At 51.1% G+C, this 14,049-nt stretch carries 12 protein-coding genes and 1 riboswitch; of the genes, 11 read left to right on the plus strand and 1 reads right to left on the minus strand.

What is annotated here, in order from left to right; translation table 11 throughout:
* Positions 1–2 precede the first annotated feature (2 nt).
* From aspS to ACTNC3_RS07130, 4 genes are all read left to right on the plus strand, one after another.
* Complete coding sequence (gene aspS, locus ACTNC3_RS07115; RefSeq protein ID WP_441226946.1) at positions 3–1,817, plus strand: aspartate--tRNA ligase; 1,815 nt, start codon at positions 3–5, stop codon at positions 1,815–1,817.
* Between the two features lie 286 nt (positions 1,818–2,103).
* A complete protein-coding gene (locus ACTNC3_RS07120) occupies positions 2,104–2,775 on the plus strand; it encodes a DUF1700 domain-containing protein (protein ID WP_441226947.1) in 672 nt (223 codons plus the stop codon).
* Between the two features lie 161 nt (positions 2,776–2,936).
* The gene (locus ACTNC3_RS07125) at positions 2,937–4,157 is read left to right on the plus strand and encodes a THUMP domain-containing class I SAM-dependent RNA methyltransferase (protein WP_441226948.1); all 1,221 of its coding nucleotides are present in this window, start codon (positions 2,937–2,939) and stop codon (positions 4,155–4,157) included.
* A gap of 277 nt (positions 4,158–4,434) precedes the next feature.
* On the plus strand, positions 4,435–5,079 hold the full coding sequence (locus ACTNC3_RS07130; protein ID WP_441226949.1) for an SDR family NAD(P)-dependent oxidoreductase: 645 nt from the start codon (positions 4,435–4,437) through the stop codon (positions 5,077–5,079).
* Here ACTNC3_RS07130 and ACTNC3_RS07135 read toward each other — a convergent pair.
* Positions 5,056–6,015: a LysR family transcriptional regulator gene (locus tag ACTNC3_RS07135; RefSeq protein ID WP_441226950.1), complete on the minus strand. Its 960-nt coding sequence runs from the start codon at positions 6,013–6,015 to the stop codon at positions 5,056–5,058. The genes ACTNC3_RS07130 and ACTNC3_RS07135 overlap by 24 nt on opposite strands.
* Before the next feature lie 142 nt (positions 6,016–6,157).
* On the opposite strand from ACTNC3_RS07135, the gene ACTNC3_RS07140 reads away from it, so the two are divergent.
* The 7 genes from ACTNC3_RS07140 (at position 6,158) to ACTNC3_RS07170 (ending at position 13,670) form a co-directional block, all read left to right on the plus strand.
* Positions 6,158–7,111: a 3-hydroxyacyl-CoA dehydrogenase family protein gene (locus ACTNC3_RS07140; RefSeq protein WP_441226951.1), complete on the plus strand. Its 954-nt coding sequence runs from the start codon at positions 6,158–6,160 to the stop codon at positions 7,109–7,111.
* 1 nt (position 7,112) lies between these two features.
* Positions 7,113–8,576 (plus strand): SLC13 family permease, encoded by a 1,464-nt coding sequence (locus ACTNC3_RS07145; RefSeq protein WP_441226952.1) that lies wholly within the window; start codon positions 7,113–7,115, stop codon positions 8,574–8,576.
* A gap of 64 nt (positions 8,577–8,640) precedes the next feature.
* Positions 8,641–9,405: an enoyl-CoA hydratase/isomerase family protein gene (locus ACTNC3_RS07150; RefSeq protein WP_441226953.1), complete on the plus strand. Its 765-nt coding sequence runs from the start codon at positions 8,641–8,643 to the stop codon at positions 9,403–9,405.
* A gap of 376 nt (positions 9,406–9,781) precedes the next feature.
* Positions 9,782–9,826, plus strand: a riboswitch (PreQ1 riboswitch).
* Between the two features lie 164 nt (positions 9,827–9,990).
* Positions 9,991–10,824 carry a nucleoside hydrolase gene (locus tag ACTNC3_RS07155; protein WP_441226954.1) on the plus strand — a complete coding sequence of 278 codons (834 nt, stop codon included), beginning with the start codon at positions 9,991–9,993 and terminating at the stop codon, positions 10,822–10,824.
* A gap of 193 nt (positions 10,825–11,017) precedes the next feature.
* Positions 11,018–11,449: a hypothetical protein gene (locus tag ACTNC3_RS07160; RefSeq protein WP_441226955.1), complete on the plus strand. Its 432-nt coding sequence runs from the start codon at positions 11,018–11,020 to the stop codon at positions 11,447–11,449.
* A gap of 475 nt (positions 11,450–11,924) precedes the next feature.
* A complete protein-coding gene (locus tag ACTNC3_RS07165; RefSeq protein WP_441226956.1) occupies positions 11,925–12,749 on the plus strand; it encodes an NAD(P)H-hydrate epimerase in 825 nt (274 codons plus the stop codon).
* Positions 12,750–12,866: 117 nt separating this feature from the next.
* Positions 12,867–13,670, plus strand: a complete 804-nt coding sequence (locus ACTNC3_RS07170) for a mechanosensitive ion channel family protein (RefSeq protein ID WP_441226957.1) — start codon at positions 12,867–12,869, stop codon at positions 13,668–13,670.
* Positions 13,671–14,049: the final 379 nt, after the last annotated feature.

Raw genomic sequence — 14,049 nt, forward strand, 5'->3', positions numbered from 1 at the left:
CTATGGCAGAGTCTATGAAAGGTCTGCACAGAACGTGCAGATGTACAGAGCTTGACGAGTCCTATATCGACAGAGAAGTCACCATGATGGGCTGGGTTCAGCGCTCCAGAAACAAGGGCGGTCTGATCTTTACAGACCTTCGTGATCGTTCCGGTCTCCTGCAGATCGTGTTCGAGGAGTCCGAGTGCGGCACCGAGGTGTTTGAGAAGGCAGCGAAGCTGCGTTCCGAGTTTGTAATCGCGGTGACTGGTATCGTCCGTTCCCGTGGTAAGGATGCAAACAAGGATATGAAGACAGGAAGCATCGAGATTTCTGCCAGAGCACTTCGTATTCTCGCCGAGTCCGAGACGCCACCATTCCCGATCGAGGATGGGATCCCGACGAACGAGAACACACGTCTCAAGTATCGTTACCTCGACCTTCGCCGTCCGGAGCTCGCGAAGCGCATCATGACGAGAGCGAAGATCGCCTATCTGATTCGCAGCTTCATGAGTGAGAACGGCTTCCTCGAGATCGAGACCCCGACCCTCATCAAGTCCACCCCGGAGGGCGCGAGAGACTTCCTCGTACCGTCCCGTATGCACCACGGCTCCTTCTACGCGCTGCCGCAGTCTCCGCAGCTCCTGAAGCAGCTCCTCATGGTATCCGGCTTCGACCGGTACTTCCAGCTGGCACGCTGCTACCGTGATGAGGATCTCCGTGCTGATCGTCAGCCGGAGTTCACCCAGGTGGATATGGAGCTCAGCTTTGTGGATGTCGATGATGTCATCGAGGTCAACGAGCGTCTGCTGAAGTACATCTTCAAGGAGGTGTGCGATGTAGACATTGAACTCCCGATCATGCGGATGCCATGGATCGACGCGATGAACCAGTACGGCTCCGATAAGCCGGATATGCGTTTCGAGATGCTGCTTCACGATGTCACTGAGGTGGTGAAGGACTGTGGCTTCGGCGTGTTCTCCGCATGCGCGAAGAACGGCGGTATGATCAAGGGTCTCAATGTCAAGGGGCAGGCGAAGATGCCGCGTAAGCACATCGATAAGTACACCGAGCTCGTCAAGGGCTATGGTGCGAAGGGCCTCGCGTACCTCGCGATCAACGAGGATGGCAGCTATAAGTCCAGCTTCGCGAAGTTTATGACGGAAGAGGAGCTGAAGGCACTCTGCCAGGAGATGGGCGGCGAGCCGGGCGACCTCCTCATGTTCGTATCCGACACGAAGAACACGACCGTATGGAGCGCACTCGGTGCACTTCGTCTCCAGCTCGGCGCAGACCTCGATCTCATCGATCGTAAGGCGTGGAAGTTCCTTTGGGTCACCGAGTTCCCGATGTTCGAGTGGTCCGACGAGCTCGGCCGTTACCAGGCGATGCATCATCCGTTCACGATGCCGATGGAGGAGGACCTCCCGATGATCGATACCGATCAGGGCGCGGTTCGTGCGAAGGCATATGATATCGTTCTGAACGGTACGGAGCTCGGCGGTGGTTCTGTTCGTATCCACCAGGCCGACGTGCAGGAGAAGATGCTTGAGAAGCTCGGCTTCACACCGGAGAAGGCGCAGAAGCAGTTCGGCTTCCTGATGCAGGCCTTCAAGTACGGAGTACCGCCACACGCTGGTCTCGCGTACGGCCTCGACCGTCTCGCGATGTGGATGGTCGGCTCCGACACGATCCGTGATGTCATCGCCTTCCCGAAGATCAAGGACGGCTCCGATCCGATGATGGATGCACCGGCTCCGGTATTTGACGAGTCACAGCTTACCGACCTCGGCATCGCCGTGGTTCCGGAGGAGGCAGAGGAGAAGACGGAAGAGTGATTCCGCCGTGCATCTGTGAGGCCAATGTCTACATGATGCACCTGCATCGAAAATGTCTCGCGGCGCTACACGGCACTGCGATTCCGAATTTTCTGTGAAAAATATAACCGGGACTTGCGCACTGTGCAGGTCTCGGTTTATTGTATATTAGAGGCGCTTCATCTGAAGCATGATCGAATCTTACGGCATGGGCGAAGCCCTGCGTGCATGTAGGCATTGGCCTGCGAAAACTGACATCGATCGGAATAGAAAAGAAGGCGGCAGCCGCCGCGATGAGGAAACGAATTTGAATAAGGAACAGTTCCTGCATGATTTAACGGTCCAGCTCAACCTGAGCGTTTCAGATCAGGTGATTCGTGAGCAGATCGCATATTACGACAGCTATATCTGTGGAGAGGTCCGGAAGGGGCGCTCCGAGGCAGAGGTCATCGAGGAGCTCGGTTCACCGAGACTGCTGGCGAAGACCATCATCGATACCGCCGAGGCGGCGGGCGATCCGATCGCGAGTCAGGATGATGAAATCCGTGGCACGGTCGATCTCGAGCCGGATTCCGACGCCTTCGACCATTTCCGTGCGAACTACAGTGGCACCGGTGCGCGCAGCTGTGAAACCGAGGCAGAGGATGCGGAGACCGTGCGCCAGGGCTATGAGGACGAGAACCACCAGGAGCGGGAGAGCTACGCCGAGAACGGAGAGCGGAACGACAACGGCTGGAGCGACCCGTTCTATCGCCATCACAGCGAGCGGAAGGCGCAGCAGGGCGGCACAGGCAGCCACGTGCATGTGTTTGACGCGAGCGGCTGGGGCTGCATCGCCGTCTTCATCATCTTCTTCCTGGTATTCCAGGTCCTCGTGGGCCTCATCGGTGGTGTGCTGGCCTTCCTTTCGCCGGTACTGCTCCCACTGCTGGTGGTCCTCGTCGTGCTCTGGCTGATCAAGGGCATCATCAATCACTAGTCCGGCGTGCTTACGCCGCCCGGATGGATCCGTCATGCCCAGACGCCAGAAGGATCGGGCGTCAGGCTGCGTACGGCTTATAGCACTGCCTGTCCTGCCTGGACGAGCGACATTTATCGAACATCATCCCTTCGCACATAGTATTACGAAAGGTTTATATCATGAAAACATTTGAACTGATTGCGCCTTGCCATTTCGGTCTCGAGGCCGTCACGAAAAAAGAAATCATCAATCTCGGCTACGACATCACGGAAGTCACCGACGGACGCGTGAGCTTTATCGGCGATGCGGACGCCATCGCGCGTGCCAATGTCTTCCTCCGTACGACGGAGCGTATCCTGCTGAAGGTCGGCACCTTCCGGGCAGAGACCTGGGAGGAGCTCTTCCAGGCGACGAAATCACTCCCATGGGAGAATTTCGTACCGAAGGATGGCAGCTTCTGGGTTACGAAGGCGAGCTCCATCAAGTCGAAGCTCTTTTCGACCCGTGACATCCAGTCGGTTATGAAGAAGGCAATGGTTGCCCGCATGGGCGCATACTATGGCGTCGACTGGTTCGAGGAGCATGGTGCGAAGTATCCGGTACGTGTCTTTGCGTATAAGGATATCTTCACGGTCTGCCTCGATACCTCCGGCGAGTCCCTCCATAAGCGTGGCTACCGTCTGAAGCAGGGCCTCGCGCCGATCACCGAGACGCTGGCTGCGGCCCTCATCATGCAGTCCGGCTGGCGTGAGGACCACGCCTTCGTCGATCCGATGTGCGGCTCCGGTACCTTCGTGATCGAGGCAGCCATGATCGCCGCCAACATTGCCCCAGGCATGGATCGTGCCTTCGTTTCCGAGGCGTGGACGAATCTGATCGATAAGAAGTGCTGGTATAACGCACTCGACGAGGCGGATGAGGCCATCGACCAGACGCTTCTGGATACCGGTGTGAACCGCTTCGGGAAGAAGGTGGATATCCAGGGCTATGACATCAATCCGGAGGTGATTCCGGTCGCGCGTGAGAACGCAGAGCGTGCCGGTGTAGAGAAGATCGTGCATCTGCAGGTGCGTGACATCGCGAACTTCTCGCACAGCGGTAAGTTCGGTTATATCCTCACGAACCCGCCATACGGTGAGCGAATCGAGGATAAGCGGAATCTGCCGCTTCTGTACACCGAGCTGAAGGAGGCATATCAGGGCCTCGACAGCTGGTCTATGCACCTCATCACGGCCTGGGAGGACGCGCAGAAGTACCTCGGAAAGGCCGACAAGAACCGGAAGATCTATAACGGTATGATGAAGACCTACTTCTACAGCTACGACAAGCGCTATATCCAGCGCTCCGCACCGCATGATTTCCGCGGGAAGCCGGGCGCGGCCGAGCAGGCGAAGAGATAATCCTGCAACTTGAGCCGAGTGCTCGGAAAAGCGCCGTCAGAAACACAGTACTCCGAGATCGGAAAATTCTAAAATCTCACCCCTAAGAAGCACTAAGCCCTCTGCAATCACTGAGTTTTCTTGGTGAAAACTCAGCGTTGCAGAGGGGGTCAGGGAAAAATTACACTAAGTGCTTCTAAGGGGTGAGATTTTGAATTTTCACGATCTCTCCGTATGGTTTCTGACGGCGCCGTTCCGAGTCCCTTGGCTGAATTACGATGATTGTATAGGAGGGAATATGAAAATACTGGTAACTGGGGCGAGCCGGGGCATCGGGCTCGCCTGTGCGAAGAAGTATCTGGCGATGGGGCATGAGGTCTATGGCATCGACATCCGTCCGGCGGGGCTCGAGGATGCGCGCTACCATCATTTCGTGGCAGATATTACGGGTGCGTTGCCGGAGATCGAGGGCGTCGAGGTCCTCGTGAATAACGCGGGTGTCCAGGAGGGCGGCCGTGAGATCGAGGTGAATCTCCAGGGCACCATCGCGGTGACGGAGAGGTACGGCATCCAGCCGGCGATCCGTTCTATCCTTTTTATGGCCTCCTCCAGTGCGTCGAATGGCGCGGAGTTCCCGCTGTATGCGGCGAGCAAGGGCGGTATGGTGACCTACATGAAGAACGTCGCGCTCCGTATCGCGCAGTACGACGCGACGAGCAACAGCCTTTCCGCCGGCGGCGTAAAAACGGAGCTTAATCAGCACATCCTGGATAGCCCGGAGCTCATGCAGCAGGTCCTCGACGAAACGCTGCTGAAGCGCTGGGCTGAGCCGGAGGAAATCGCGGAGTTCTGCTACTTCATGACGAACGTGAACCGCAGCATGACCGGCCAGGACATCCTCGTCGACAACGGCGAACAACTAAAATCGAATTTCATCTGGTGATGGAAGGCAAGTACAACCTTGTTTTAAACTGTTAGGGTTTGAAACGAGGTTTTTTGTGTCTACAAATTCCCAAAAGCGAGCTTCTTGTACGGAAAGCTTCACACCTTTCCGTTTGATTAGAGCGATAGTGGTTTTGGTTTCAGTGCATAACGGGAGCGCAACGACACCTTCATCTTTATAGAAATTGAAGAAATGCTCCGGAAGCAGGGAAACTCCCATACCGAGGGAAACCATATTAACGATATTTTCTGGACGTGTGCCTGTAAAAGCGGTTTTAGGAATCATCATGGCATCTGTAAACAAATTCATGCATATTCTGTATAATTCAGCACTCTTGGAAATCAGTAGAAAGCGATCATTCTTCAGTTCGTTTAGTGATACTTCTTTTTTGTGGGCTAAGCGATGATTTGCAGGGAGCACGACAAGTATTTTCTCGATGACGTACGGAAGCACATCATAGTTCTCCAGTAGGTCTTCGTGAAAACGCACGAAGGCAAGGCGGGTTTGTCCAGAAGTGAGAAGTTCATAAATTACATTTGGCTCTAGCTCGAGCGAGCGGATGGGAATCAAAGTATCTTTCGTGAAAGTAGCGAACAGCTCAGTGATTTTGTAGGCTGCAGATACTGGAACGATAGCAATACGGAGATCATTGCGTTTAGCTTCTTCGATTGAATCAGATGTATATGAAGCGCAGAGTCCTCTTATCTTCTGACTTCGATTTACGATTTGCTTCACTAAAGGAAGGATCATCTCGCCAATCGGCGTGAGTGAAACATTTCGAGTGTTCCTATAAAACAGCAGAACGTCCAGTTCTTTTTCGAGTGCTGAAATGTGTTTGGAGAGTGCCGACTGCCCGATGGATAGTTCATCAGACGCTTCGGAGAAACTCTTGTATTTCGCGATTGTTAGAAATTCTTCCAGATATTGAATATTCACAATTATCCCTATTGACATACTTGTATACAAATTCCGTTTCGGAATTAATTCTATAATAAAGTGGAAATAATAACAAGCAATACCTAGCCTATAATATAGATAGTAAGTTTGTTAATTAACAAACGAATGTTAGGAGGGACGTATGAAGAGTGTAAATCAGGTGGCGATTATCGGTACTGGAATCATTGCGACCGCGCTTGCAAATCTTACATCAGGACATGGCTACAAAACATTGGTGTTTGCTAGATCAGATGCTTCGGAAGAGAAATTCTGGAAAAACTACAAAGACCACTGGATGGTGTTTAAGAATCATGGGCTCATGAGTGAGAAGCAGATGGAAGACGTTTCGAGTTATGTACATGTGGTAAGAGACTATCCGTCATTAAAAGAAACTGATTTCGTATTTGAATCGGTTTTGGAAGATACTGAAACCAAACATGATGTTTATCATCTAATTGAAAGTAATTGCCCGAGAGTAAAAGCAATCTGTTCTGTGAGTTCAGCTATTGTTCCAGATGAATTGGCCGAGGGATGCGAGAAGTACGGTGATCGAATTATTGTCACGCATCCGTTTAATCCTGCGCATATTGTGCCATATTTTGAATTGTGCGGAGGGGCGATGACGAAGGAGGGAGTTATTGATTTTGTGAAAGAGTTCCTGGAATCCATGGGGCGCAAACCGGTTGTTTTAAAAAAGCCAACGCCAGGATTTATTGGTAATCGTCTTCAGTTTGCGCTATGGCGAGAGGCGCTTTCGTTGGTGGATCAGGGCGTCTGTGATCCACGCGATATTGATACGGCGTTGCAGTATAGCTTCTGCCCACGTTATACCTCTATTGGTATTTTTGAGCATTTTGATTTTGGCGGTATGTTGCTGAATAAACATACCTGTGATGCACTTTTTCCGCTTTTAAGTGATGCAACGAAGACGCCAGAATCTGTCGAAGAACTAATTCGAGAGGGACATACAGGTACGAAGGCAGGACAGGGGTTCTATGACTGGACACAGGTGGATATGAAGGCATATGCAGAAAGAGTCAGTGAGCCATACTGGAAATTCTGCAAATGGAGTTTTCCGAATGGAAAGGAGCAGTAAAATGGAACGTTTTAAAATAAAAACATCACTTGTGGTTCGGATGCTGGTCTGTTTATTAATTCTTATTATGTTTTGGAACGTACCGGCTGTGGCGCCGATTTCGCCAATCGGAATGAAGGTTATAGGAGCATTTATTACGACAGTGCTTATGCTTTCGCTTGTAGACCCTATCTGGCCAGCGCTGCTTGCTTTGGTGCTATTGTCGAGAACCGGCATTATGAGCTTGAACGAGGCAATCGCTGGCTCTATGGGAAACTGGATTACATATTTTGTTATCATGAGCTTCATCATGACCGAGGCGTTGAATAGATCTGGATTCACATCTCGCTTGGTGAGCTACTATATGTCGCGGAAGTTTGTAAGCAAAAGTCCATGGCACTTTACTTACTCACTCTGTATCCTTGCAGCTATTGTAGGATGTTTTATGGATCAAGTACCGGTAACTGCGTTCTTTTTAAGCTTCTGTGCACGCATTTTTAAGGAGCTCGGTTATAAGCCAGGCGATTCCTATCCGAAACTATTGACAATGGCAGTTGTATTCTCTGTCAACATCGGGGGTGCGGCAACACCAATTTCCCACTCGCTTGCTATTCTCGGTATCGGAATCTACGAAGGCGCAACCGGACAAGTGCTGAATCTATTTACGTATCTAGCGTTCGGAATTCCAGTGGCTATAGTGCTTATGCTGCTAATGGCGGTGATTCTGAAACTGAGCTTGAAACCAGATATGAGTAAATTCGAAACTTTTGACATCAATAAAGTTCTCGAAGAGCAGAAACCGATGGACCTGAGAGAGAAGAGCGTTGTGGCGATTTTCTTTGGTACAGTGATTCTTTGGATGCTTCCGGGTGTGCTGCAGATGTTTATCGGTTCCCAGGCGCAGCTAATTAAACTTTTGAATTCGTTTGGCATCACGTTTTGGGCGATTCTTTCGGTTGTTTTGATGTCGGTTATAAGCATTGACGAAGAACCATTGATTGATCTGAAGGATATATTGACACGTGGCTTTGCGTGGAATATCATCATTTTCCTTAGCGTTGGGGTGCTTCTGGGAGGTGCGGTAAGTAAGCCGGAAGTTGGACTGACGTCATTTATCACCGAAAACATTACCCCTCTAATCCAGAATATTTCTCCGCTTTTAATCGTACTATTGATTGCACTAGTGACGACACTCATGACGAATTTTGCGGCAAATGTACCGACTATCACGGTGATGACAGGCGTTGGGTGTGCGGTTGCAATGGCAGCCGGATCGGGGTTGAACCCGATGGCGATTTCGCTTGTCACAACTTTCGCTGGATCCAGCGCGTACATGATGCCTTCCAGCTTTGCGCCGATTGCGATGCTTCACGGCGATGAGTACAGCGAGTCCTCTATGATTATCAAATATGGATTTATTGCTGTTTTGGTCACCGCACTTGTTGCAGCTTTCGTTGGCTACCCACTGATTGCGAATTTGTTCTAAACGTAAGAATTAGACAGAGGGATTGATTTTGCGATTTATAATTTACTGAAGGGGCGTGGAAAATATGAAATATATAGTGGTGAATCAGATGGATGGTATTGCGACTATAACCTTTCATCGACCAGAAGCCATGAATGCACTGAACAGCGAACTGCTTTCGAATTTAGAAGAGGTGATTAATCGGGTTGAGGCGGATCCGACGGTTAGGGTGATCGTTTTTACAGGTGAAGGAAAATCCTTTATTGCTGGTGCGGACCTCAATGAAATGAGTCAGAAGACAGGGCTTGAAATTATTGACTATTCAAGAAAAGGTGCGGCACTTTTTCGCCATATAGAAACGCTGTCGAAACCAACAATTGCTGCTGTTAATGGGTATGCGTTTGGTGGTGGATTCGAATTTGTCCTTTCGACCGACATCCGTATCGCGAATGAAAAAGCTTCATTTGCTTTTCCGGAACTAAATTTAGGAATCGTGCCGGGCTTTAATGGCACTCAACGTCTTCCGAAGTGCGTTGGTATGAGTACCGCGAAAGAAATTATTTTTACCGGTCGCAGAATCTTTGCAGAAGAAGCAAGAGAATTGGGTATCGTAAATAGAGTGGTGGGCCTTGATGACTTCTGGGATGAAGTTATCAAGGAAGCGAAAGTAATTGCTGAAAAATCAATGACCGCACTTGCACTTACGAAAGCAGCGATGGTTTCGGCGGAAGATGTAAGCATTGACATCGGAAAAGATATCGAACTCGGGTATATGACAGCTGCTTTCGGTACTCGGGACCAGAAGGAAGGATTCGATGCTTTTTTGGAAAAGAGGAAACCGAAATTTTGAAGATTTGTGTGTGGATTATATTGTGTTCTATATACTGGATTTTTTCTGAAATAGTATATATTTTTCGGTGTATGTTAGAGAAAACTTATCTTTAAACTCTACAATCCCTCATCCTGTGCTGTTCTTATCGCATAGGATGAGGGATTTATTTATGGATGTAAGCAAGGAAAAAATGCTGATGCAGGAAAAAATATGTAACGAATAGTGATAGGATAGTAAAAGGTGCATGGTTGGTTCACTGAATTTCCTACATGGGAGAGGGTCTGCCGAAGTTCCTGTAAATCTCCTGCAAGGGAAGTCGCTAGGTAAATCGCTTATGGGAAGCCCTCTAAATCTCCTTGCTTATTTTCTATGCATGTAGTATTCTATTTCGCGTTATACACTGGTTCGAAAACCTCCCAGGATAAAAAACTAGGCAAATACAGAAGGATGGACACGTAAAGTGTTTTCTTAAGTTTGCTTATGTTTCGTGAGAAGCATAAGCTATTTTTGTAATTGGCTGGTTCTGCATCTCGTTTTTCGGAGAAAAACGAGATGCAGGATCAGTCATTTTTTATTGCGAATTTTAAAAGTGAAAGGTGATCTATGAAGCGAAAAGTAATTCTGGATTGTGATCCGGGGATCGATGATTCCCTCGCGATCATGCTGGCGCTCTCGAGTCCGGAGCTGGATGTGCGCGGCATCACGATCGTCACGGGTAATGCACCGCTCGAGATGGGGTACGGGAACGCGCGGAAGGTGCTTCATTTCCTCGACCGCGAGGATGTGCCAGTTTATCTCGGTGCGGACCGGCCCCTGAAGCGTGATTATATCAGCGCACTCGATACGCACGGCGCAGACGGTCTCGGCGAGAGCTTCCTTCCGAACATCGAGCTGCGGTCGTTACCTGCATCTGCGAAGGCATCCTGCAGTGCATCCGATGCCACTGGCATCACGGCAGACACGCTGCAGCGCTCGAATACGAGTGTAGACATTGGCCGAAGCGAAGGTAAGCGCCCGAAGCTTATCCGCATGGTCGGCCTCGACGTCACGCGGCAGATCGTGCTGACGCCGACGCTGCTCGAGTACATGGAGCTCCTGCATCCGGAGGTCGGAGGTTTCGTGCGGAAGATCACGAAGTTCTACTTCGACTTTCACTGGGCATGGGAGGGCATCATCGGCTGTGTCATCAACGATCCGCTCGCCGTCGCGGCCTTCCTCGACCCGACGATCACCTCGGGCTTCGCGGCCTACACCGACATCGAGACCGGCGGGATTTCCATCGGTCAGTCTGTCGTAGACGTCGCGTCCTTCTACCAGAAGCCGGCCAATGCGGACATCATGACCGAGGTGGATGTCGCGAAATTCTGGCGGCTGTTCCTGCCGCGGCTCGTCGGGAAAACCGCCGCGGAGTGCCCGCTGCTGCCGACCCTCATCTGACGGCTTAAGAAAAAATTAATGGGGTCTGACCCAATTAAATTTTTATAAACTGTCCGAAAAAGCGATATGAACCTCACAGCATCCTGGGAACGATGAAAATTGAGCGTAGATAAACTGAAACGAATTTGTGGATAAGTGTATCGTCATCGCGGAAGCACGCACATTCGGGTACGGACATCGGAAGGAGAATAGTATGAATAATATGAAATCAACAAGTGTAAAGACAGGTGGCGTAGTAAATATGAAATTCACTACCGCGAAGATCGCTATGGTCGCGATGGCCATCTGCATCAACTATATCGGTGACCAGCTGGCCCTCGCCCTGCACCTGCCGATCTACCTCGACAGCATCGGTACGATCCTGATCGGCGCGATGTTCGGACCGGCCTTCGGCGTGCTTCCGCCGATGATCTCCGGTATCCTCATGGCCTTCACCGGTGACATCTACTCGCTCTATTTCGCGCCGGTCGGTATGATCCTCGGCCTCACCGCCGGTTTCGTGCTGAAGCGGATCCACAGCGTCGGCTTCATGCTTCTGCTCTCTGCGTTTCTCATCACCCTGCCGGGCACGATCGTCTGCGCGATCATCAACGCGATCCTCTTCGGTGGTGTCACCTCGTCTTGATCCTCTGCCATCGTTGCGGCCCTGTCCCACACGCCGCTCGGTCTCACCGGCGCGATCTTCGTCGTGCAGATTTTCACGGACTACCTTGACCGTGTGATTTCCCTCGCCCTCGTGATGATCGTCCTTCGGAAGGTGAAGCCGATGCTTCCGAAAATGTAACAGCTTGAAAGGCCGTCCTGTCTGCTGCATGCAATGAAGCAGAGCGGGAAATCTGACAATACATTTATACAGTTCGTGGAGCAGGCATGATCCACTTGCAAAGCCCCGTCAGCACGTAATAAACTGGCGGGGCTTTTCGTTGTATCAAATGAACGAAAAACAGGAATGATGTAAACGCTGGAAAGACGCGATGATGCGTGCACTGTATCTACGCTTCTTCGGCGGGCAGAATACTTCATGTCCGCGTATTCTCCGAAAAGAATCTATGATAAAATAACATGGAAGTAGTATTCTGATTATAGGAAGTGGAATAGATATGCAAAAGAGCAATCATAATATAAAAACATCCTGCATCACGGGTACGGTGGCGAAGGCGGCCGATCGTTATGCGATGGACGTGATGGGGCTGAAGTCGCTCACGCTGATGGAGACGGCGAGCAGTAAAGTCGCGGAATACGTGATGAAGCACTATCCACTTTGCGGTGAACATGATCTGCAGTCGGCTGCGCCGATCATGGTAAACGAAGGCGGTGCGAACGGTGGCGCGTATCCGAAGAGATCCGAGTCGGACGGCGATCATCTGAAGATTTCCGTGCTCTGTGGCGTCGGCAATAATGGCGCGGATGGTGTCTGCGCGTCACGTATGCTCCTCGGGGAGGGCTACCAGCCGCAGGTTTACATCGTCGGAAACCTGGAGAAAGCCAGCTGGGAGTTTCTCTACCAGCTCTGCCATTTTCAGCAGGCGGGTGGCACGGTGACGATGTATCATCCAGACGTTGATACTGCCGCGGACGATGCATCGCTGTTTCGGGCGAACAGACTTCCGGACGACGACATCCAGATCGATGGTATCTTCGGCATTGGCCTGCATCGAGAAATCGCGGGCGACTACCGCACGTTTATAGAAGAGGCCAATCGCCGCAGGCATGGATTCGTGCTCGCCATCGACGCACCCTCCGGTATCAATACCGATACGGGTGAGCTCATGGGCTGCGGCATAAAAGCAGATGTAACCATCACCTTCGGACGGAACAAGACCGGCCTCGTGTGCGGCGCCGGACAGAACTTTGCCGGGCGGGTGCTGGTCGAAGACATTGGCATCCCCGACGAAGCGTATGAAGAGGCAGAAAGGCACGCGTAGGCCAATGTCTACATCAGCATGCCCTGGCGTGGGCTTTGCTTCGACGAAAGAAGCAGACTGTGGCCGCGGTGAAACAACGATCGCTGTGCAACATGTGACACGAAACAGGGAGGCGGAATGAAAGAATATATCATGGCAGAGGGGCACCTCGATAAACTGATTACGATCGCGATCATCGTCGTGGTGTTTGCAGGGCTGATTTCCATCACGAATCGCATCTTCCGAAGAATCAATCGGCGGAAGAACAGTATCTTCTATAAGTTTCTGAACAGCGTGGTGTATGTCGTTCTCCTTGCGACGGCGATCTACTCTGTGCTGTCACAGTTTGACATGGCGCGCGAGATCAGTACCGTTATCCTGCAAAGTGGTACCCTGATCATCGCTGTCTCGACCTTCGCGGCGCAGCAGGCTCTCGGAAACGTGATTTCCGGCTTCATGCTGTCTGCCTCCCGCCCACTCGAAATCGGACAGAAGGTGAAGCTCCTGCAGGGAGGCACGCAGATCTGCGAAGGCATCGTGAAGGATATGACCTTCCGTCATGTCGTGATCCAGAGCTATGACGGACAGAGCAATATCATTCCGAACAGCCTCGTGGATCAGGCAGTGATCGTCAATGCTGACTACGTGGAGGGTACAGGTAATTTCCTCGAGTTCGAGGTCGCGTATGAATCTGACTTCGATCTCGTCCGTTCCCTGATCCGCCAGGCACTCGAAAGCCAGCCGGAGGTCAGCAGGAAAGACGTCACGATTGCGATGAGCCGCGTAAGCCAGAACGGCGTCGTATTTAAGTTCACTGTGTGGACACACAGCGTCGACGAGAACTTCCGCGCCTGCAGCGAGCTCCGGGAGAAGATTATAAAGGCATTCAACGAACACAACGTCGTGATCCCATATCAGACCATTGATATTAATATGCATTGAGCGGATTCAGGGTGCCCGGAGGGCTGCCATCGGAAGCCATACGTAGAAGCTGTGAAGAATCAAAATCCTGCCCTTTAGAAGTACATAGTGCTATCTCTCCATGGAACCCTCTGTCAACGCTGAGTTTTCATAAAGAAAACTCAGCGATTGCAGAGGGCTTAGTACTTCTTAAGGGCAGGATTTTAGAGTCTTCCAGCTTCGGAGTACTGTGCTTCCGATGACAGCCCTCCGGGTACCCTGAATTGCTTTGGGAATTTTTTTGAAAAGTTGAAAATGACGCTTGACATGCCCTGGTTTGTCTGTTAAAGTATGCAACTGTCGCCGCAAGCGAAACGGACACAAAGCTCCATCGCAAGCGAATGACAAAAAGAAATTTTAA

Source organism: Oribacterium sp. HCP3S3_B9 (assembly GCF_052064255.1).
Classification (GTDB): domain Bacteria; phylum Bacillota; class Clostridia; order Lachnospirales; family Lachnospiraceae; genus Oribacterium.